This is a genomic window from Nocardiopsis exhalans, assembly GCF_024134545.1.
GTDB classification, from domain to species: domain Bacteria; phylum Actinomycetota; class Actinomycetes; order Streptosporangiales; family Streptosporangiaceae; genus Nocardiopsis; species Nocardiopsis exhalans.
Genome location: NZ_CP099837.1, coordinates 5900518 through 5920628, shown reverse-complemented (window position 1 = coordinate 5920628; position 20111 = coordinate 5900518). Strand labels below are relative to the sequence as shown.

The window sequence follows — 20111 nt, the reverse complement described above, 5'->3', positions numbered from 1 at the left end:
GATGGTGAGCACTGAAACGGATCCGACCGACACCCTGCTGAGTCTGGTCCCCAAGATCACTCCCCGGGACCGGAAGGTCCTGAACGATCTGTACGACCACCAGGTTCTGACCACCCACCACCTACACCAGTTGCACTTCGAGGGGCGGGCCGTGCGCACGGTCAACCAGCGGTTGCGTCAGCTGCGCTCCTACGAGCTGATCGCTCCGTTCCGCCCCTACACGCGTGCGGGTACGAGCCCTCACCATTGGGTGGTGGACCGGCTCGGCGTGCAGTTGGTGGCCGCGCAACGGAACACAGCGCTAGCGGAGTTGGACTACCGGGCCGACCACCGGATGCGGGTCGCCCTGGACTACCAGTTGGGGCACGTGCTCGGGCTGGCCGACACCTTCGTGGCCTTCGCTCTGGCCGCCCGCCGCACCCGCTCGGCGTCGTTGGAGTGCTGGTACTCCGAGCGTGAGAGCGCGCGCCGGTGGGGGCGCCATATTCGCCCCGATGCCTACCTGCAGTGGGACCAGGACCAGGCGGAGTTGCACGCCTTCGTGGAGTACGACACCGGCACCGAACCCTTGACGAAGGTGGCGCGCAAGATGAAGGGGTACACGAATCTGGCCACGGAGAGCGGACTGGCCTCGATCGTGCTGTTCGCGGTCCATTCCGATCAGCGCGCCGAGCATCTTCTGCACAAGCTCGCCCAAGCACCTTCAGCACAGTTGCGGATGGTGGGGGCCTACGTGAGCACCCACGAACGGCTGCGCAAGCGCGGCCCCGAGCGGGCGGTGTGGCAGGTGCCAGGGGAGTTGAGCGGGCAGTGGTTGAGCCTGGTCGACATCGCTCTGCGCCATCCCCGTAAGGAGCAGGGCCAGGACGACAGCGAGTGATGCGCTATGTCTTCGTTGGTGCGGGGGTTCTCTTCATGGTGCCGGTGCTGTTCATCGGCGTGTTGGGCAACTCGGGCCAGCACGCGGTGGGGGTGCCGGGCGAGGTGGAGGGGATCCCCGCCCCGGTCCTGGAAGCCTATGTTCAGGCCGCCGCACGGTTGGAGGAAGAGTTCGCGGGCTGTACGGGTATGGAGTGGCCGGTGCTGGCCGGGATCGGCAAAGTCGAATCCAACCACGTGGCCGGGAGGCAGGTGTCGGCGTCGGGGGATGTGCGGCCCAAGATGATCGGCCCCCGCTTGGACGGGAGCGGGGTCGGGGGCAACACCACACCCCACATGGACAGCGACAACGGCGAGTGGGATGGGGACACCGAGTTTGACCGGGCGGTGGGGCCGATGCAGTTCATCCCCACCACCTGGGCTTCCCACGGCCTGGACGGCAACGGTGACGGCATCGCCGACCCGCACAACATCCACGACGCCATGTGGAGCGCGGCGGTGTACTTGTGCGTGAGCCACCCCCGAGCCGAGCCGGTCGACTTCACCGACCCGGACCATCTCGAAGCGGCGCTGCTGCGCTACAACCGCGCCGGGTGGTACGTGGACAAAGTCGTGGGGCACATCGACGCCTATGCCGAGATCGCCGCCCAGACCGCTGCGCAGGTTCCCCGGGTGGGGACGGGGGCCAGCAGCGAGCAGGGGCGGGCGGCGGCGGAGTGGGCGCTGGCCCAGGTCGGCAAGCCCTACCTCTGGGGCGGCACCGGCCCACACGCGTTCGACTGCTCGGGGCTGACCATGCAGGCCTGGAAAGCAGCCGGGGTTGCTTTGCCGCGGGTGACCACCGACCAGGTCAACACCGGAACACGCATCGGCTTGGACGATCTACAGCCGGGAGACCTGCTGTTCTACGACACCGGAGCCCCGGGAGGCAGCCCCTCACACGTGACCATGTACGTAGGCGGCGGGCAGATGGTCAACTCACCGCGCACGGGGCAGAGCATCCGGGTCGAACCCGTGGACGGTGAGTACTACAGCGCTCGGTTCGTGGCGGCGGTGCGGCCGGGCTGAGCGGCCACCACCCGCTCCACAACGGAACAGGGCGGCCCCAGCCCGGGAACCCCCGGGTCGGGGACGCCCAGCGGGCGGTGGGGCGGCTGTGGGGCTGTGCGGGCACGTCGCCCGCGCGGCCCCATTTCCCGTGTTTTCGCTGGTCCATGACTTCTACGCAATGCGGGGTTGAAAATACTCGCTTGCATAGGGAAACATCGCACCCACGCCGTTCCACCCGGGTGAACGCGATTCCTATTTGTCCGAATTCTTTCGCGTGCTCAAAAGAAAGGGCTCCTTTGTGATGCCCGCACACACCCTCCGCCTGCCCCCGCTCACCTCGGCCGAGCGGTCGCGAAGAGCCAGCTAGAGGCACCTGTTCGCTGGCATCGGGCGGGGTGTGGAAGCGCAGCCTTGGTGAGGGCGTACGACTTCGCCGGGGCCATTGACACCCGCCCCGCCCCGAACAGCGGAACACGCGCCTCAAGAAAAAGCGAAGAACAAAAGAAAAAGGTGCCTCGGACGGTGCTGGAACACCGCCCGAGGCGTGATCCCCCACCTGAAGCGACCAGGAGGAAGACCATGGACCATGGTAGGGGCCGACACCGCAGGCGTCGACGCGGCTGGGCCAGCCGCGTGCGCTGGACGGTCGGGGCCGTACTCGAAGCCGTTCTCGGCGTGCAGAAGCCGCCGCCCCCGTTGCGCCCGCGACCGGTGAAGAAGGCGCCTCCCCTGCGAGCGGTCGCGGCGGCACGTACCCCGGTGCCGTCTGCGGAGCCTGAGTGGGTGCGTCGCTATGACCACGCCCGTCGCGATCACGCAGAGTGGGCCCGGCGCCTCTACGAGCCCCCGGTGACGCCGAAGCAGGTGCCGAGGTTCGGCTGGTGCGAGGACGACGACGGTGGGCGTGCGGTGCGCCCGTATCTGGTCGCACACGAACAGCGAGGCCGTACCCGGCAACCTGAACCCCGAGCGCCTCACTGGCCCCGGCAAGAGTCGCCAACTCCGGGTGCCTTCTCGCGGGTGAGCCAAGCGCAAGAGCCGGGAGAGTGGGACGAGCTGGCCGGGCTGGTGCGGCAATGGGAGGCGCTGCGCCAGCCTGTCGCCTGACGAGAGAGCCGATTAGCAGGGCCGTTTTCCTACCGGGAGCGGCCCTGCTTTCGGTTGCTCGTCTGGGTGTTTGTGCAGGTAGAGAGTTCGACACCGAGGTCGGGTGGTTCTCTTCACAGTTTTGGTGACGGAGAGTGCCCGAATTCCTCTTGTGAAGTGACTCTGCGTGTGGCTAGTGTCACCCTTCGAAAGCACGGCGTGGGGTCACGTCGGAGAAGGAAACGGAGGTGTGCCATGCGCAGGGTGGTGTGTGCCGCGCTCGTGGTGGCGCTGGCGGGGTGTGCCGCACCGGAAGCAGAACCCGAACAAGCCGAGGCGAGCGCGCCCCTGGCCGCCCCGTCCGCACCCGGGCCTTCCCCGGAGGAGAAGGCCGTGAATGCCTACCTGGGCATGATGGGCGCCGTGGTCGAGGCTTCGCTGGATGGAGCCGAGGACCACCCGGACCTGGAGCTGTATGCGCGCGGTCAGGCCTTGGAATTGGCCACGGGAATGCTCGATGGGGCCAAGGCCATGGGAGAGCCGGTACTGCGCCCCGAGGTCACTGACACTGACCTTGAAGCCGACCCCGCGAGCATCATGGTCGAGGACTGCATGGACAACACCGAATGGGTCATCGAAGGCTTTGAGGAGATGGATCCGGAGGAGCGCAACACACGACTTTTCCAAGCCACGGTCACCGACCAGCAGGGCAAGTGGAAGGTCGACGAGTTGTGGCTCGGGGAGTTTGACGAGTGCTGAGGACACGCTCAGGGGGCTTGTTTCCAGTCGTCATGGCTCTTGTGCTCGTGGCATCCGGCCCTGCTCACGCCCAGGACGGGCGCTTCGCGCACAGCGTCGAGTGCTCAGGAGGAGGGTGTATCGCAGGCGCGCACAGTACACCGCCGCGGCCTCCCGCTATGGACATTCCTTCGGTGCCAGTTTCGGGGGCAGGTGGGACAGGGGGAGAGCCTGCGTCTTCTTGCGAGCTTCCTGATGTGGAGTTCATCCAATCGGGTCAGGAAGGGCCGGTCCGGGTGCCCTTGGGGCGAGCATGGTGTTCGACTTCGGCTTCCTCGGCTTCGCAAGGCTCGGAGGCCCAGGTCGTGATTGATCCGGCTGTGTTGGCTGAGCAGGCGCGGGCGTCGATGACCCTGCCTGTCCCGGAGATCGGGACGGCCCCGCCGCTCGGCAAGCCGAGGTTCGTGAACATGCCCTCCTGGATGTGGATCGACGCCGATGGGTGGGAGCCGGTCTCGGCGACAGCCTCGGTGGGTGCGGGGTCAGTGACGGTGGTGGCTACCCCTGAGCGGGTGGTGTGGGAGACCGGGGACGGCCACCAGGTGGTGTGTGACAGCGCCGGGACGGTGTATTCACCTGCGGTGTTCCGGGAGGAGGGGTCGCCGGACTGCGGCCACACCTATACCTCTCTCCCGCCCGGTGGTGCGGGGGCGGAGGTGGATCTGGTTGCGGTGTGGGAGTGGTCGGTGGCATGGTCCACCAGCACCGGAGACGGGGGCGAGCTGGAGGGCTTGTCGACGTCCTCGGAGGTGGCGGTGCCGGTGAGTGAGATCCACTCGGTGGTCACCCACACCCGCTGACCAAGCGGCAGACATAGGCATGGAAAGAGAGGGCGGGATGGTCGCGCTCGCGAATCCCAAGCAAACCAACCAGAAAACTAAGAATAAGACGGAGGCTCCTGATGGGGGCCGGGAGTGGGAGTCGGTGCGCCTTGCGGCGACTTCGCGTCGCCGGTGGAAGTGGGCGCTGCTGGCCACCGCGTTGATCGTCGGTGGTGGGGCGGCCGGAGCCTGGGCCGGGTTCGCGGGGGAAGACACGGTGCCGGTGGCGGTGCTCTCTGCTGATTTGCCCGCCGGGCACGTGATCAGCGCTTCGGATGTGGCCTCTGTGGAGGCTGTGCCGAGTGAGGGGCTGCGGTTGTTGGCGCCGGACAGGGTGGAGGGGATGGTGTTGGCCCGCCCGGTCTCGGCGGGTTCGCCTTTGGTGGCGGGTTCGGTGTCGGAGACGGCTGTGTGGCCGGAGCGGGGGTCGGCGCTGGTTGCGTTGCCGGTCGCCGTGCTGCCTCAGGGGTTGGAGGCGGGAACGACGGTGGACCTGATCCCGACCGGGGGCGGAGCCCAGGAGGTGGTGGAGGACGACGAGAACACGGTCCAAGGCAGTTCTGGGGTGGTGACGGCTCTGGTGCACCGTGTGGTCGCGGATGGCGGTGACGGGTTCGGTCCCGGGGATCAGGCGGTGGAGGTGGTGGTGCCGCGCGAGGACGCGGGCCGAGTGGCGGGTGCGGTCGCTGCGGGTGAGGTGCATATCGCGGTGGTCAACCCGCACGAACAGGCCGAGAACCAGGACGGGGAGGGGAGCGAATGACGGTGGTGGCGGTGTGCTCGCTGAGTGGGGCTCCGGGGGTGACGAGTCTGGCCACGGCTATGGCCGCCGCCTGGCCGAGCGGAGTGCTGACGGTGCCGGTGCTGGTGGAGGCTGACGCTTCCGGGGGCGATGTGGCGGCCTGGCACGGTCTTGAGCCGGGCCCGAAGGGGTTGGTGTCGTTGGCCGCTGCGTCACGTTCTCATGCTCCGGTGGAGGTACCGGTGGCCCTGCCTTCGAACGAGGGCGTCGCCGAGAGCGGCCATCACCCGTTGCTGCGTCATGCGCTCGAGCTACCGGGTGGGCTGCGGGTGGTGGCGGCCCCGAGCGACCCGCTCGAGGCGGGCCGTGCGGTGGAGGTCCTGGCCCGCAACCCTCGGCTGCTGAAGGCGGGGAGGGTGAGCGTGGTGGATGTGGGGCGTGCGGTGCCGGGGTCCGCGGGGGCGGCCCTGCTCCGCCACGCTGACACCGCTGTGGTCTTGGTCGAGGCGGGTCAGGTGGAGCAGGCCGAGCGGCTGCGGGTGTGTGCCCCGGTTCTGGCTTCGCTGCGCCAGGACGGGGTCCGGGTCGGCCTGGCCATCACCGGGGCGTGCCCGCACACGGATAGCGAAGTCTCCGATGTCGCGGGTGGGTTGCCGGTGTGGGCTCGTGTCCCGCATGACCCCACGGGGGCTGGGTTGGTGCGGGGTGAGCACCATCCGCCGCAGCGGTTGAGGGATCGGCTGGCGGCGTGGCGTGCTCAGCGCCGTGACCCTGACGGTTTGGAGTGGATGCCGCTCATCAAGGCCGCCAAAGCGCTGGCGGAGTTGTGCGATGACTTCGACGGCCTCGGACTCAGTGCGGGGGAGCGTCGGGTGTTGGAGGTGCAGGCCGCATGAGGACCATGTATCCAGCCCTGCACCTGTCACCGGTCATGGGGGAATCTGGTGGCGAGGACTCGTTGCGCACGGCCGCGGTGGAGCTGGCCGGCCGCGTCACCGAACACCTTGTCACCCACCCCGAAGAGTCAGCGGACACCGATGCGGTGGGCCAGCTCGTCGACACCCTTCTGGAGGAAAGGGCGCGCACGGCCCTGGTACAGGGCACGCAGGGAACGGTAGACGAACCGCGCCTTCGCCGCCTGGTCCTGGACCACGTCCTTGGGCTCGGGCCGGTAGAGGAGTTGCTGGTCGAGCCGGGGGTGCAGAATATCCACATCACCGGCAACGCCCCTGCGGTTGTGGACTTCGGAGGTGGACGAAGGGAGCAACGCTCTTCGGTGGTGGCCACCGACGATGAGCTGGTGGCTTTGGTGCAGCGGGCCGCAGCCCGTGCACCGAGCGGTGAGCGCAGGTTTGATATGTCCGCACCGATTCTGTCCATGGAACTGCCAGGAGGAGAACGCCTCTCGGCGGTGATGCCGGGTGTGGCGGCTCGTCCGACCCTGACCATCCGCCGCCACCCCGCCCAGCACCTGCGACTGAGGGATCTGGCCCGCTCCGGGATGGTCGACCAGACCGCACAGAACCTGCTTCGGGCAGCGGTGCGGGCCCGGTTGAACATCCTGATCAGCGGCGCGACGAACTCGGGGAAGACCACCCTGCTCAGGGCTTTGCTGGGGACCCTGGAGGGCGAGCGGCTCATCACCGTGGAGGATGCCTTCGAGCTGGGTCTGCACCGGGCTGACAGCGACCTGGATGTCCAAGCCCTGCAGGGGCGTCCCGCGAACGTGGAGGGCATCGGTGAGGTCAGCTTGGCGGAGTTGGTGCGGGCGGCGTTGCGGATGTGCCCGGACCGGGTGATCGTCGGGGAGACCCGGGGCCCGGAGACCATCGCTCTTCTCAATGCCATGAGCATGGGCACGGATGGGTCGATGTCCACTATCCACGCCTCGAGTTCGCAGCAGGTGTTCGCGAAGTTGGCCGCCTACTGCGCTCAGAGCCCGGAGCGGTTGACGGCTTCGGCGACGGCGTCGTTGGTGGGGGCGGCTCTGCATCTGGTGGTGCACATCGACACCACCCCGGTGGGGGAGCGGTACGTGGCGAGCGTGCGCGAGGTGGTGGGGGCTGAAAGTGAGCAGGTGATCTCCAACGAGATCTACCACCGCGCGCCGAATACTTCCTCGGGTGAGTTGGTGTGTGCGCCGTCCGGGGTCGTCGCGGACCGTCTGGAACGGGTCGGGTACGCGGGACGGGGGTGGGTGTGATGAGCCCGTGGGACTGGACAGCGGGAGGGTTTGCGGTCGGTGGGGTTCTGCTGGGGGCTGGGATCGCGTGCGCTGCCTACGTGGTGAGTCTTCTTCCCCAGCGAGCATCCTTGGGCTCGAACCCGCATGGGTGGGCGCGGGTGTTGCGCCAGCGCCACACCTGGGTCCGCTTGGCCGCTGCATCCGGGGCTGGGGCGCTGGTGGGTGTGGTGACGGGGTGGCCGGTGGGGGTGGTGCTCGCTGCGGCGGCAGGGTGGTGGATGCCCGCCCTGCTCGGCCCCGACACCACTTCCCAGAAGCAGGCTGATCTCGCGGAGGCGTTGGCGTCGTGGGCTGAGCAGTTGCGGGACATGATCACCGGTGCTTCGGGGCTTCATCAGGCCATCGCCGCGACGGTGCCGGTCGCCCCTGAGCCGATCCGGGCTCCGGTCCAGGGGTTGGAGGCCCGGTTGCGGGCGGGCCAGCCCATGGACCAGGCCGCGCCGGTGTTCGCACGGGATGTCGATTCGGACCTGGGCGATCTGGTGGCCCTGACCCTGACGATGGGGGCTTCCCGGCAGAGCGGGGATGTGGCCGGTGCCCTCTCGCGTCTGGCTGAGGCGGCTCGGGAGCGGGCGAGTAGCATCGCCCGGGTCTCGGCCTCAAGGGCGCGGGTGCGCTCCTCGGTGCGCATCATCGCCGCCGCCACCACGATCATGCTGGTCGGGATGGTCGCGCTCAACCCGGGTTTTCTTGAACCGTTGGGCACGGTGACCGGCCAGCTGATCCTCGGCCTGGTCGGCGGTGTGTGGGCCCTTTCGTTCTTCTGGCTCGCCCGCCTGGCCGCCCCGGCCGAGCAGCCACGCCCCTTCTCCCCGACACCCGTGAACAGAGCGGCCGTGGCAGGGGTGGGTGGTGGCCGGTGAGCATCATGATGCTGGGCCTGGCCGGGAGCATGCTCGGAGCCGGGGTGTGCGCTGGTGCCTACGCGCTGCGCCGACCCACCCTGACCGAACGACTGACCCCGCGGCCAGAACCCGAACCCCGCACTGTCCCGCGCGGGAGTTGGATCCGGCGGGTGGGACACCGAAGTGGCAGCCTTCTTGCCCACGTCGGGCTTCCGGGGCCGGTCATGGCCAGGACCTTGGCGGCAGCGGGTACTTCGGTGGAGGACTACCGGGCCGAGAAGGCAGCTTCGACCGGCCTCGGTCTCCTGCTCGCCGTTGTGTTGTTCGCGGTGGGCGATGTTCTTCCGCAGGGCCTGCCGGTGGGGCTGCTCGCCCTTCTGGTCCTGGCCGGGTGTGTTCTGGCCCCCGACCTAGCGGCGCGCGGCGCGGCGGTGCGTCAGCGCGGCGAGCTGAGGGCGGCCACCTCGGCGTTGGCTGACTTGGTGGTTATGGGGCTGGCGGCTGGTGCCGGTGCCACCGGGGCGCTGACAACAGCGCTCCAGCACGGGAAAGGCACGGCTCCTGAACGCATTCGGAAGGCGGTGCACTCGGCCACGGTGCGCCACCGGCCCCCGTGGGAAGGCCTCGAAGCTTTGGCGGTGGAGAGCGGGGTGCGTGAACTCTCCGAGCTCGCCGCGTCGCTGCGGTTGGGCGGCGCCTCGGGTGCGCGCACCCGTACCTCACTGACGGCCAAAGCCACGTCGTTGCGGGCTCGCCGGTTGGCTGAGGTCGAGGCCACCGCCCTCGCGGCTACCGAACGCATGGCCTTGCCGACCATGGGGCTGGTCTCAGGCTTTCTCCTGCTCATCGTCTATGTCGCGCTGGTCCACGTGATGGCCGGTTTCTGAGTCTGTAGAAGGAGTCCCAGAGTGAAGAGCACTCTTCGACATGCCTGGAGTCGTGTACGCACACGGCTCACCCCAGCCCGCCGAGTCATCTCGGATGCGGGGTCATCGACCACCGAGTGGGTGTTGACGATCATGGTGGCCATCACCATCGCCACCGTGGTCGGCGGCATCCTCATCTCCGAGTTCACCTCGGCGGCTGAGTCCATCGACCTGGGCGTGAACCGGTGACCCACCCCGCCTATCTCCGCACCCAACCCCGCCGCTGGTGGGGGAGTCGCAGCGATCGGGGCAGCGCCGAAACCTTGTTCATCCTGCCGTTGGTGTTCGGGATGGTGCTGGCCGTGGTGCAGGTGGGGCTGTGGGCCCACGCCCAGCACCGAGCCCAAACGGTTGCCTCTCAGGCCTTGTCGGCAGCGAGGGCGTTCGACGGGACTACGGCTGCTGCCTACGAGCGGGCCGAACAGGCCCACGACCAGCTGGGCGGGAGCGTGCTGCGGGCGGTGCAGGTGGAGGCCGAGCGGGGCCCGGAGCGGGCGCGGGTGCGGGTCAGCGGCCAGGCCCCGAGTCTGCTGCCCGGGGCGCGAGTGCCGGTCTCCTCGCAGGTGTCGGGCCCGGTAGAACACCTGGCCCCATGACCATTCAGAAAACCCGCGAGCAGGGGCGCAGGAAGAGCCGAAGCGATAGGGGCAGCGCATCGGTGGAACTGACCCTTCTGGTGCCAGTGATCGTGCTGGCTTTGGTGTTGATGGTCGTGGCCGGGCGCCAGGTCTCGGCCGCGCTCATCACCCAGGACGCCGCGGCGGCAGCAGCACGGGTCGCCTCGCTGCAACGCGAGGCGGGTGCGGCGCGGACCCAGGCTCGGCAGGCGGCGGAACAGGAACTCACTGACCGGGGACTGGTGTGCGCACCGTTTGCTGTGCGGGTCGACACCAGCCGGTTCGTCCCGGGCGGAGCTGTTGGTGTGGAGGTGCAGTGCACGGTGACGGTGGTGGATCTGGGCGGGCTCGGCGGTCAGCGAACCTTGACCGCAGGCGCTGCTTCTCCGGTGGACCCCTATCGAGGGAGCACCCCGTGAAGGACTTCGCTCCCCGCGCGGTTCACGGGCGCCGTCGCCGCTCCAGGGCAGATGACGGGCAGGCATCGGTGTTCTTGATTCTGCTGATGCCCCTGCTTGGAGTGATGTTCGCGCTGGTGTGGGAGGGCGGGCAGATGCTGGTGGCCAAAGCGGAGCTGATGACCGTGGCGCACTCAGCGGCCAGGGCGGGCACCCACCAGGTGGACCAGACGGCCACGTTGGATGCGGGAACACCGGTGCTGGATGAGGAGCATGCGCGCCGAGCAGCGGTGGAGTACTTGGACTCGGCCGGGGTCAGGGGCGGGGCGGTGGCCGAGGAGGGGCGGGTCGTGGTCGTGGCCCGAGCTGTCTACTCGCCGGTGTTGTTGCCGATCGCAGAGTCCGAGATCGAGGCCCAAGCGAGCGCGACCGCCCATCAGTCCTAACGGCTCTGGCCTGCGTATCTGAACAGAACAGTTCTCGAAGAAGGAAGGCGTAAGAGGTATGCCCAAGAGCGCCTGGTCGGTTGTCGGGGAAGCGCTGCTCTCGGTGGTCATGTTGATCGGTCTGCCGGTGCTGGCGTCCAAGCTCGGGTGGCCGCTGGGGGAAGGCGTCTCGTGGGTGTGGTTGTGGCAGTACCTACGGGGCGGGGCCCTGCCCGCAGAGGTCGTCCTCGCAGTGTTCGTGGCTCTGCTTTGGGTGGTGTGGGCCGCCTATCTGGTCGTTATCGCTCTGGACATCCTCGCCTTGCTGCGCGGACTCGTGCCCCGGGTCGGGTTGGTGCGCTTGGTGTGGGTCCTGGCCACGGGAGGAGCGACCGCAACGAGTACGCACACAGCGGCCGTGGCCGCTCACGCCGAAACCACTGTTGAGGTTCCCGCCCCTTCGGTGTCGGAAGGGCAGGAGCACCTCGCACCCGAACACCAAGGCCAGGACCAAAGCGGGGTGATCGAGAGGACCCGCACCTTGTCCGGGTTCGGCTTCGACTCAGCCGATCTCACCTCTGGCATGCGGGACTCGTTGGAGCCGACCCTGGGCATGATCAACGACTTCCACCTGGCCGACACTTCAGTCGTGGTGACCGGGCACACCGACCCGGTCGGGGATCCCGGCTACAACCAGGGCCTGTCGGAGCGACGAGCTCAGGCGGTCGCGGACTACCTCGCCGAACACCTGAATGAGGAAGTCGAGTTCGAGGTCGCCGGGGCGGGGTCGGCTCAGCCCCCGGCTGATGCGAGGGCATCTTACGCCGAGCACCGGCGCGTGGAGATCGCTTACAGCCTGCAACCCCCAAGTGTCGAGGAGCCGGGGGCCGAAGAGAAGAGCGAAGGCGAGGGCAACGCCGCAGAGGAGCCGTCCGAGTCCTCGCCCGAGCAGGTGCAGCTGGACGTGACCCCCACCAGCTGCGGCCACGGGCCGAGCCCGTTGTTGGTGGGTGCTGTGGCCGGAGCAGCGGGGGTGGGGGTGGGTTATGCGGCTGGGCGCCGCCATGCCCACACACGCAGTCCTCGGCCCACCGTGAAGGCTCCCAAGAGCGGGGCGGGTCCGGCCCAGGGTGAGGACAGCTCTGCCGAGACCGGCGACGGCCTCGCCCCCACCGGGGGTGAGCTGGTGCGTGATGACCTCGGGGGCGCTGAGAACGGCATCATCGACTCCGACGCCTACCTACTGGTCGGCCAGAGCGCTCGGGTCGACGCACGTGAAGGGGTTGCCTTCACCGGGGCCCACTCCGCTGAGGTGTTGGCGGCTGCGGCCATCGGTCATGAGGGACAGGGCCCGGTCGTGGCCACCGGTCCGGTGGCGGAGGCGCTGGGCGGCAGTGACGCGCTCACCTCTGGTGTGCAGGTCGTGGCTGATCTGCCTGGAGTGCGGCTCGCGGTGGAAACGGCTCTGCTGACGAGCCAGCGACAGCACATGGACGACGAACTCGGAGCGGACGAGGTCAGTGAGACCGGCGGTCCTCCCGTCCTGGTGGTGTGCACAGCCGCAGAGGTGCGCGATGCCCGCGATGCCCACCATGCGCTTAGGGGCATCCCTGGGATCGTGGTGGGGGTCCTGGGCGAGCTCGAGGGCCTGGGAGCGGTGGTGCACTGCGATGATCTGGGCCTGGGGAGGGTGATTTCCGTAAGCGGCCAGACCGGTGCGGTTGGTCCGCTGCGGCACCGCGTTCGTCCAGGGGATCAGAACACCCCGGACGAGGAGGAGACCTATGTCCCCGAGGCTGCCGATCCCCACCCCGAACCCGGCCCCGAACCGGAACCCACTCCTGAGCCCGAGCCTGCTCGTGGGGTCTCAGCCCCTGCTGTTCTTGAGAGCGAGCCAGAGGTCGAGCCTGCCCTGGCCGTTGAGGAGAGCAGTAACACCTCGCCCCCGGTACGGGTGCGGCTGTTCGCCCCGCAGGTGGTGTGTGAGGTGAGCGGGCGTGATGCGCTGGCCCGCTCCAGTTCACGGCTGCTGCTGGCGATGCTCGCTCTGAGCCCCCACGGGCTTTCCGAGAGCCAGATCGACGAAGTCCTCGCCTATGGAAAAGACGAGCCCAAGGCCCGCAAGGACCGCTACAACGCCATCACCGGCCTGCGTGCCCCGCTACGAGAAGCACTCAAATCCGAAGACGACATCCTCTTCAAGGAGAACGGAAGGTACGTCCTCCAAGAAGGCCTGTTCGATATCGACGTGTGGCACACGAACGAGCTTCGGCAACGTGTGAACCTTGCCGAGGAAGACCGGGAAGCGCTCCTGCGTGAGTTGGTGAACGTCTGGGAGAAGCCGCTCCTGTCCGATTGTGGTGAGGAGTGGTTTGAATCTCACCGAAAGCACTTCACCGACCAGCTCGTCGAGGTGCTGGCCCTGTTGGCCAAAGAAACCGAGTCAGCGGAATCGCGCGTTTCCTATTTGAAAAAAGCCATGGAACTGGACCGTTTCAACGAATCCATCTACCAGGACACGATGTGCGTCTATGGTGGAATGGGTCGCCCCGACGCGGTCCGGCGTACCTACCGGGCGTTGGAAACAGCCCTCGGCGAGCTGAAAAAGAAACCCAGCCCGGTGAGCAAGCAACTCCTGGACGGGCTCACCCGCCCCGAGGCCCAGCCGCAGGGGTAGGCCAGGGGCGGAAAACAGGGGGCTCCTGTGACTACGCCTGTGACTATGCCTGTGACTACGCTCGTCCCCTTGCCTGTGACTACGCCTGTGACTACGCCAGCGCCCCCAGTGGCCCCATCAGGTCGAAAACCGGCATCATTGCAGGTCAAAGCCACTTTGAGTGTGACCCACGGGTCCAGACTTATACCCAGTGGGTAGTCAACTTCACGTAGGGGGCGGCGGCCCCTCCCTCCCCGGCGGCGGGTCGGCCTACCGGCCGACCCGCCCCCTTTTCTTTTCATCCTCCCTATCCCCTCCCTTCTCTCTCCCTCCCAAAAAGCCAAAAAACAACCCCATAAATAAAACTCATATCATTGACTTGGGCTGTGGTGATCGCCCAGAAGTGCGTCGCTCATGCGTTTCATGATCACCCAAAAACGCGCCAGGCATGCTCGCGGCCGGCCCCCACGCGCGCGTAGGCGCGCACGCGCGATTCCTCCTCTAGGAAACCCGCGCCGAAAAAAGATCCGAGAAAACCGGCGACACGAGTTGACAACCCGCCCCGGGCCAAGTTGCTATGGGGTTGTTCCCGAAACGGCGGCGCCGTTTCGGGGCGGCGGGGAAGCTTTCTCGCGACACGAGTTGACAAACACGTGTCACCCAAGATCATCTTGGGTTCCGCCCCGAAACACGCACCGTTCCGGGGCGGGCGAAAAAAGGTTTCGCGGCGGAGTTGACAAACACTAGTCACCCAAGCGAACCTCGGACCGCCAAACAGAAACGCCCGTACATTTAAAGGGGGTTTGTTAATGCGCACCTTGCGCGCAATCGGGATTATCGGAATGCGGGTTTTCGCCCGGCCGAAGCCGCCCACTCAGGCGATGATCGCCAACCAGGCCCGCGCCCAACGGGCAGCGAAGGTAGCGGTCGACTACGAGGCGGCGATCATCCGGGAGCTGGCCGCGCAGGGCGAGGCACACCACCTGTTCCGCACGCAGGGCTCGAGCGAGGCCGCCCGGCAGGCGGCACACGACCACCGCCGCGCTGAGGAGCAGCGCACCGCCCTCGGAGCCACGCTGTTTCAGTTGCACGCGCACCGGACCGTGCCGGCCACCTGAGCCACCGAAAAACACCAACGCGAAAGGACCGCCATGACCGAGAAAACCCGAGTGCACCTGTGCGGGGCGACCCTGATCTGCCCCGAGTGCGCCGAAGGGGTGCGCAACCTGCCGCCCACCGACATGGCCCCGGGCTACGCCAGGCCCGACTTCAGCCACCACGACGGCAGCACCCTGTGCCCGGTGTTCAGCCACGGTTTCGCTAGCCACCTGAGCGGGCGCATGCCTGCCGCGCCGGTCGCGTTCCTACCGGTCACGGCCGTACCCCGGACCTAGAGCGGGCCGGTGCGCAGGCGCCAACCTGCACACCGGCCCACCACAAAACCACCCGCGCCCACCGGACAGGTGTGGAGCCAGGACGGCTGGGCGCGGGCCCAACACAACAACCCAGAAGGAGTGTGCTGTGAGCACGAGTATGCCCTACGCCCGACCGGTCGATGTCACGCCCGAACACGTTCAGCAGTTGCGCATGAGCGGCCCGGACGGCCTGCTGGTGTGGCAGGAGAGCCTGGGCCAGCCGGCGGTATGGGCACCGACCGCCCACGTAGACGCCCACACCATGATGATCGCCTCGGGCCGCATCCTGGACACCATCCGGCGCAACCACCCCGACCCCGACACGCTCGACGACGGCGACATCGCCTTTGAGCTGAGCATCCTGGGCAACGAAACCACCCCGGACTGGCCCCGGGTGCAGGCCCTGACCCACCTGCTCACCCCGATCCGCAGGCGGGTGTGGGAGGCCCAGGGGATCTGCCTGACCCAGCCCCCCGAGTACGGGAGCAGCGCGGACGGGACCCACTACATCAGCGACACCTACGCCCACCCCGACGGGGACCTGCACGCCCAGGTCTGGGTCGCCTTCGCCTACGAGCAGCCGACCAAAATCCTCCTGGGCTGGCCGCAGGACGAGGCGCGCGGGGGCAGCGAGATCACCCTGGACGTGTGTTTCAGCACCCCGGCCCTGACCAAGGCCGAGCTGATCGCACAGACGGTCATGACCGCCCTGAGCGCGGGCCGCTAACACCGCGCCCCATCTACACGGGCCGCCCCTGCACACAGGGGACAGGGGCGGCCCCCTCCACCCACACACCTTCGCGCCGAGCGCTGTGTTCGGCGCGCGCGGAAAGGACCTGCGCTATGAGCGCTACTGCGTTGCGCGATTACTTCGACGGGGCCCGGATCACCGTGAGCGATCTGGAAGACCTCGACCGCACCGGGCCGGGCGGCATCATCTACGCCTGCACCCGCACCGGCGAGTACGCCCTGACCCACACCCGCTACCAGACCTGGGGCCGCAGCCCCGTGATCATCTACGGACACGGCGACCTGCACCACGACCTCACCCACCACAAGGGGGACTGGCAGAACCTGGCCCGGGACCTGACCGGCCAGGCCCGGGACCAGATCGAGAACTGGACCCGCCACGCGGTGTTGACCCCCCACCTGGTCGGAGCCCTACGCCGAGACATGCGCGCCCACGGCATGGCCCTGAACCACCGGCCCGAGCACGGCCGAACCGAGGACGGCGGGCACTGGATCGAGGACGGGTTCGCCAGCACCCACCACCCCCGGATCACCTTCCAGATGACCTACATCCAGCGCCACCGCGACAGCCTCCTGATCAGCCTGGCCATGTACGACCGGGGCCGCTACGTGACCTGCTGGCCCGAGCGCACCACCGTGACCAGCGGTGTCCCGTTCTGCGTACGCGAGGCCCCCGACCGCATCCGCCGCCACCTGGACCTGCACGACTAACACACCCGCCCGGGGCCGCCCCCAAAGGGGCGGGGCGGCCCCGACCACCCACACCCGTATCCGCGCGCCGTGCGCTGTGTTCGGCGCGCCCACCGAAAGGAACCGACTGTGACCGCACATGCACCGCGCCTGCTCGAGGCTCTGGAGATCTACTTCGAGTACGCCGAGGTCACCTCGCACCTGTTGCGCGCCCTCTACGACCTCGGGCCGCGCGGCATGATCGTCGCCAACTTCCGCTCCCGTGAGTTCGAGACCACCTTCACCCTCGACCACACCGACGAGCTGGTCCTGCCCGTCTACGGCTACGGCGATCTCACCCACGACCTGGGCCACCTCCGTGAGCACTTCGGCACCTGGGACGACCTCGTCTCGGCGGTCGACTCCACCGCCTACGACTGCCTGGCCGAGCGCATCGAGCACCGCGCCGCCACCCCGTACGCGGTGATCCGGATGCGCGAGCGCCTGGAAGAGCTCGGCTTCTCCATGACCACCGCCCCCTCCTACCGCCGCCGCTACCTGTTTCCAGGCCACTACCAGGGCCCCTCGGTACGGGAAGTGCGGGAGACCTACATTGACCGCGCCCACCCGCAGGTGCGCGTGATGCTCAAGCACCCCCTGCCCGAGAAGGGCCAGCGGCCCGGCCCCTCGCTGATCAAGATCACCGACCACGACCGCCACGTGAAGGGCTGGCCCAAGACCGTGCCCCACCAGTTCACCGCCAATGCCCAGGCGTGCCTGATTCGGGACCGGGTCAACGCCCACCTGGCCCGTACCCGCGCCTAACCCCCGCACCACCGGGGCCGCCCCGTCAACACGGGGCGGGGCGGCCCCCTCTACCGCACGCCGAGCGCTGTGTTCGGCGTGCCATGAAAGGAACCCGTCATGCGTGCCAGCAGGTATTCCCGCCAGGGACAGCGGATCACGGCCTCGATGCTCCGCACCCTCTACGACACGGGCCCCGGCGGCCTGATCATCGCCCAGGACACCACGGCCCCCTTCACCCTCACCCACTCCCGTGACCTGGACCTGAAGTGCCCGGACCAGGTCATCATCTACGGCCACGGCGACCTCACCCACGAGCTGGCCTGCGGCGAAAACGTGTGGACGCACCTTGCGGACGAGGCCACCGAGGCGGCCCGCCCCGAACGTGACCTCTTTTACTCCCGCGCCCTAGGAGCGCCCCTCGGGCAACTGCGAGAGCACATGCGCGCCCACGGCATGGACCTGACGCACCGGCCGGTCTTCGACCGGACCGAGGAGGGCGCCTTCCAGGTGGAGGACGTCTACGCCCTCAGGGACGAGGGCGACCTCACCATCGGCGCGAGCTGCGTACGCGGCCCCGGGGACGCACTCCAGGTACAGACACGGCTGTTCGACCAGGGGCGCCCGGTCAACGTGCACCCCGCATGCACCGTAGGCGGCCAGAACGCGGCCAACGTAGCTGAAGAGATGTCGGCGCAGGTCAAAAGCTATTTGACCCGCAACCAGGCCTAGCCCCCGCAACACCGGGCCGCCCCACAACGGGCGGGGCGGCCCCACCACCGCACGCCAACCGCTGTGTTTGGCCTGCCCAAAAGAAAGAGGAGCCACTGTGGCTTTGGAAATCAACGCCGCCTATGTCCAGGCCCGGTTCGGACCGCTGGCCGTGACCCCCAACCAGGTGCGCCAGGTGCACCAGTCCGGCCCCGGGGCGGTGATCACCGCCGACCTGGTCTCAAGCCGCTACCAGGCACACGCCCCCGGCGAGCTCGACCCGCGCCAGAACGCCCGCCTGGTGGTCTTCACCCACCAGGACCTGCAGCACCTGGTGAACAAACAGCACACCCTCGATTGGAAGCGCCTCGCCCAGGACGCCACGACCGCGCTGCGCCAAGACATGCACGACTGGCCCTCCGCCTGGTTCGCCTCGGCCACGGTGGTGGCGTTGCGGGCCGCCCTGGCCACCGAAGGGTTTTGGCCCCACACCCGCACCTACATCACCGACGGGGAAGAAGCCAGGGCCATCCAGACCCTGGTGTTCACCCCCGACCCCCGAGTCCTGATGAGCATCGACCTTCCGGCTCTGCCCCAGGGCCCGGTGATGTGCGAAGCCCGCCTGATGAGCGACCGCTACGCGGAACTGACCTACGCCCAGGGGCCGGTGTGCACCGACACCGCCCCCGACATCGCCCAGGGGCTGGCCGGTGAAGCCCGCGCCGTGCTGAACCACATGTGACCCCACACCACCCGGGGTGCGCCCGACACCGGGCGCACCCCGACCAGGCCCCACACCTCGGGGCCCATCACCCACACCTGAAGGGACCACCCGAATATGACCACGAACACCGTGCCCTCACGCGACCTTCTTCTGACCGCCCTGACCCAGGCCACGAACCCGTTGACCGTGACTGAGCTGGCAGATGAGGCCGGGGTGGGCAAGTCCACCGCCTCCAAGTACCTGCCCGCCCTGGAGAAGGAAGGGCTGGCGGTGCGCACCCCGGGCGGGCGGGAGGGGCGGCGGCGTCTGCCTGACCACTGGCAGGCCACCCCGATCGCCTCGAGCGAACCGACCCTAGAGACCGAGAAGGTCAGCACTGCAGAGGCCCCCTCGGCCCCGGCCGAGGACCTGGAGGAGGCCGTGCCCGAGCCGCCCGCAACCGGGGAAGCGGCCGAAGACCAGCACCCGCACCCACAGGACACCGCCCCGGCCCCGGTCACCGGGGGCGAAACGTCACCGCCCACCTCGGAGCGCAAGCCCTCGCCGGGGCAGGACCACCAAGCCCAGCACCCGGACACCGAACCGGCATCGACCTCCACCTCTGCCGCTCCCACACCTGCACCTCGACGGACCGCACCCGCACCCGAGCCCGGCACCAGCACCACCTCGGGGCGGGAACCGGTGCACACCAGCACGGGCGCGAGTGAGGAGGGGGTCAACCCGGTGAGCGGGTCGCAGCGGCTGGCACCGGGCGAGCTCAAGCTCATGGTCTGGGCCCTGCTCAAGAACTCCCCCGAGGAGGAGTTCACCGCGACCGAGCTCAGCCACCTGCTGCAGGGCCGCTCCATCGGGGCCATCCAGAACAACCTCGCCAAGCTCGCCAAGGAGGGCAAGGCCGAGCTGGCCTGCGAGAAGCCGCGCCGGTACCGGTTCACCGCACCGACCGCCTGACCCCACCCGCCCCCGGGGGTGTGCGCGAACTACCAGCGCACACCCCCACCTTCTACATACCCCAGGGGAGTATTTCCGTGTTTGATCTTCTCTACCCCTACCTGACCGCCCAGACAGGGTGGTCAGGTAGGGGGAACCGGCCCTGCCCCCGGGCTCTGGCAGTGGCGCTGTGTGGGGCGAGCGTCGCTGCGACCCTGTGCGGACTGACCGTGCGCGCCCACCGTTTGCTGCAGACCTACTACGTGCGGGGCGACTGGCCCGGCATGGTCCACCTGACGGAGAAGGGACCGGGGACGGTGTGCGGGGTGTGCGGGCACCACCTGTCCGTGCACGACCGCTTCACCGGCCAGTGCTGCCACGGCACCCCCATGGGCCTGTTGGCGGTGTGTATCGCCCTACCCCTGCCCCGGCCGGTGCGCGCCCTCGCCCAGCGGGCCGGGTGCGGATGCCGCCTGCACCCGTGGCGGCACTGACCTCTCACCCGAAAAGCCGAACCGAGGTCCCCGGCCCCCACTCAGAAATCTGGGTGGGGGCCGGGGACTTTTCTACTCGTTTCGGACCGCTTTGGGGGCGTGGTGTCGAATCCCGGGGGTGGGGCG

The 20111-nt window shown here is 68.4% G+C and carries 22 protein-coding genes; all 22 read left to right on the top strand.

Annotated features, from left to right (window positions below):
- The first annotated feature begins 1 nt into the window (after position 1).
- The 22 genes from NE857_RS26170 to NE857_RS26055 all read left to right on the top strand — a co-directional run bounded on the left by NE857_RS26170 (position 2) and on the right by NE857_RS26055 (position 19985).
- Entirely contained in the window at positions 2 to 880 is an 879-nt protein-coding gene (locus NE857_RS26170; RefSeq protein WP_221318847.1) for a replication-relaxation family protein, read from the top strand.
- Positions 880 to 1947: a C40 family peptidase gene (locus NE857_RS26165; protein ID WP_184365777.1), complete on the top strand. Its 1068-nt coding sequence runs from the start codon at positions 880 to 882 to the stop codon at positions 1945 to 1947. Before NE857_RS26170 ends, NE857_RS26165 begins: the two co-directional genes overlap by 1 nt.
- A 1323-nt stretch (positions 1948 to 3270) precedes the next feature.
- Positions 3271 to 3774, top strand: a complete 504-nt coding sequence (locus tag NE857_RS26160) for a hypothetical protein (protein WP_184365776.1) — start codon at positions 3271 to 3273, stop codon at positions 3772 to 3774.
- 344 nt (positions 3775 to 4118) lie between these two features.
- Complete coding sequence (locus tag NE857_RS26155) at positions 4119 to 4613, top strand: hypothetical protein (protein ID WP_254418073.1); 495 nt, start codon at positions 4119 to 4121, stop codon at positions 4611 to 4613.
- Between the two features lie 124 nt (positions 4614 to 4737).
- Entirely contained in the window at positions 4738 to 5397 is a 660-nt protein-coding gene (locus NE857_RS34385) for an SAF domain-containing protein (protein WP_301184258.1), read from the top strand.
- The gene (locus NE857_RS26140) at positions 5394 to 6272 is read left to right on the top strand and encodes a CpaE/TadZ family protein (RefSeq protein ID WP_254418072.1); all 879 of its coding nucleotides are present in this window, start codon (positions 5394 to 5396) and stop codon (positions 6270 to 6272) included. Before NE857_RS34385 ends, NE857_RS26140 begins: the two co-directional genes overlap by 4 nt.
- Positions 6269 to 7579 (top strand): TadA family conjugal transfer-associated ATPase, encoded by a 1311-nt coding sequence (locus NE857_RS26135; protein ID WP_184365772.1) that lies wholly within the window; start codon positions 6269 to 6271, stop codon positions 7577 to 7579. Before NE857_RS26140 ends, NE857_RS26135 begins: the two co-directional genes overlap by 4 nt.
- A 110-nt stretch (positions 7580 to 7689) precedes the next feature.
- Positions 7690 to 8484, top strand: a complete 795-nt coding sequence (locus tag NE857_RS26130; protein WP_221318846.1) for a type II secretion system F family protein — start codon at positions 7690 to 7692, stop codon at positions 8482 to 8484.
- A complete protein-coding gene (locus NE857_RS26125; RefSeq protein ID WP_376769925.1) occupies positions 8481 to 9353 on the top strand; it encodes a type II secretion system F family protein in 873 nt (290 codons plus the stop codon). The genes NE857_RS26130 and NE857_RS26125 overlap by 4 nt, the downstream gene beginning before the upstream one ends.
- 302 nt (positions 9354 to 9655) lie before the next feature.
- The gene (locus NE857_RS26120; protein ID WP_246420340.1) at positions 9656 to 9988 is read left to right on the top strand and encodes a TadE family protein; all 333 of its coding nucleotides are present in this window, start codon (positions 9656 to 9658) and stop codon (positions 9986 to 9988) included.
- The gene (locus tag NE857_RS26115) at positions 9985 to 10428 is read left to right on the top strand and encodes a TadE/TadG family type IV pilus assembly protein (RefSeq protein ID WP_221318845.1); all 444 of its coding nucleotides are present in this window, start codon (positions 9985 to 9987) and stop codon (positions 10426 to 10428) included. Before NE857_RS26120 ends, NE857_RS26115 begins: the two co-directional genes overlap by 4 nt.
- Complete coding sequence (locus tag NE857_RS26110) at positions 10425 to 10853, top strand: TadE/TadG family type IV pilus assembly protein (RefSeq protein ID WP_301184257.1); 429 nt, start codon at positions 10425 to 10427, stop codon at positions 10851 to 10853. Before NE857_RS26115 ends, NE857_RS26110 begins: the two co-directional genes overlap by 4 nt.
- A gap of 58 nt (positions 10854 to 10911) precedes the next feature.
- Complete coding sequence (locus tag NE857_RS34380; protein ID WP_184365770.1) at positions 10912 to 13509, top strand: OmpA family protein; 2598 nt, start codon at positions 10912 to 10914, stop codon at positions 13507 to 13509.
- A gap of 860 nt (positions 13510 to 14369) precedes the next feature.
- Entirely contained in the window at positions 14370 to 14606 is a 237-nt protein-coding gene (locus NE857_RS26095; RefSeq protein WP_184365769.1) for a hypothetical protein, read from the top strand.
- Positions 14607 to 14639: 33 nt separating this feature from the next.
- Positions 14640 to 14882: a hypothetical protein gene (locus NE857_RS26090; protein ID WP_184365768.1), complete on the top strand. Its 243-nt coding sequence runs from the start codon at positions 14640 to 14642 to the stop codon at positions 14880 to 14882.
- 127 nt (positions 14883 to 15009) lie between these two features.
- Positions 15010 to 15630 carry a hypothetical protein gene (locus tag NE857_RS26085; RefSeq protein ID WP_184365767.1) on the top strand — a complete coding sequence of 207 codons (621 nt, stop codon included), beginning with the start codon at positions 15010 to 15012 and terminating at the stop codon, positions 15628 to 15630.
- Positions 15631 to 15746: 116 nt separating this feature from the next.
- Positions 15747 to 16364, top strand: a complete 618-nt coding sequence (locus tag NE857_RS26080) for a hypothetical protein (protein ID WP_184365766.1) — start codon at positions 15747 to 15749, stop codon at positions 16362 to 16364.
- 108 nt (positions 16365 to 16472) lie between these two features.
- Entirely contained in the window at positions 16473 to 17147 is a 675-nt protein-coding gene (locus tag NE857_RS26075; RefSeq protein WP_184365765.1) for a hypothetical protein, read from the top strand.
- A 99-nt stretch (positions 17148 to 17246) separates the two neighbouring features.
- Positions 17247 to 17858, top strand: coding sequence for a hypothetical protein (locus tag NE857_RS26070; protein WP_184365764.1), 612 nt, complete (start codon positions 17247 to 17249; stop codon positions 17856 to 17858).
- 97 nt (positions 17859 to 17955) lie between these two features.
- Positions 17956 to 18579 carry a hypothetical protein gene (locus NE857_RS26065; RefSeq protein WP_184365763.1) on the top strand — a complete coding sequence of 208 codons (624 nt, stop codon included), beginning with the start codon at positions 17956 to 17958 and terminating at the stop codon, positions 18577 to 18579.
- 96 nt (positions 18580 to 18675) lie between these two features.
- A complete protein-coding gene (locus tag NE857_RS26060) occupies positions 18676 to 19512 on the top strand; it encodes an ArsR/SmtB family transcription factor (protein WP_184365762.1) in 837 nt (278 codons plus the stop codon).
- Positions 19513 to 19589: 77 nt separating this feature from the next.
- A complete protein-coding gene (locus NE857_RS26055) occupies positions 19590 to 19985 on the top strand; it encodes a hypothetical protein (protein WP_254418071.1) in 396 nt (131 codons plus the stop codon).
- Positions 19986 to 20111 lie beyond the last annotated feature (126 nt).

Coding starts and splice junctions, on each gene's coding strand:
- NE857_RS26165 (WP_184365777.1), top strand. CDS start 880: ATGCGCTATGTCTTCGTTGGTGCGGGGGTTCTCTTCATGGTGCCGGTG.
- NE857_RS26080 (WP_184365766.1), top strand. CDS start 15,747: ATGAGCGCTACTGCGTTGCGCGATTACTTCGACGGGGCCCGGATCACC.
- NE857_RS26095 (WP_184365769.1), top strand. CDS start 14,370: ATGATCGCCAACCAGGCCCGCGCCCAACGGGCAGCGAAGGTAGCGGTC.
- NE857_RS26090 (WP_184365768.1), top strand. CDS start 14,640: ATGACCGAGAAAACCCGAGTGCACCTGTGCGGGGCGACCCTGATCTGC.
- NE857_RS26170 (WP_221318847.1), top strand. CDS start 2: ATGGTGAGCACTGAAACGGATCCGACCGACACCCTGCTGAGTCTGGTC.
- NE857_RS34380 (WP_184365770.1), top strand. CDS start 10,912: ATGCCCAAGAGCGCCTGGTCGGTTGTCGGGGAAGCGCTGCTCTCGGTG.
- NE857_RS26070 (WP_184365764.1), top strand. CDS start 17,247: ATGCGTGCCAGCAGGTATTCCCGCCAGGGACAGCGGATCACGGCCTCG.
- NE857_RS26140 (WP_254418072.1), top strand. CDS start 5,394: ATGACGGTGGTGGCGGTGTGCTCGCTGAGTGGGGCTCCGGGGGTGACG.
- NE857_RS26160 (WP_184365776.1), top strand. CDS start 3,271: ATGCGCAGGGTGGTGTGTGCCGCGCTCGTGGTGGCGCTGGCGGGGTGT.
- NE857_RS26115 (WP_221318845.1), top strand. CDS start 9,985: ATGACCATTCAGAAAACCCGCGAGCAGGGGCGCAGGAAGAGCCGAAGC.
- NE857_RS26135 (WP_184365772.1), top strand. CDS start 6,269: ATGAGGACCATGTATCCAGCCCTGCACCTGTCACCGGTCATGGGGGAA.
- NE857_RS26060 (WP_184365762.1), top strand. CDS start 18,676: ATGACCACGAACACCGTGCCCTCACGCGACCTTCTTCTGACCGCCCTG.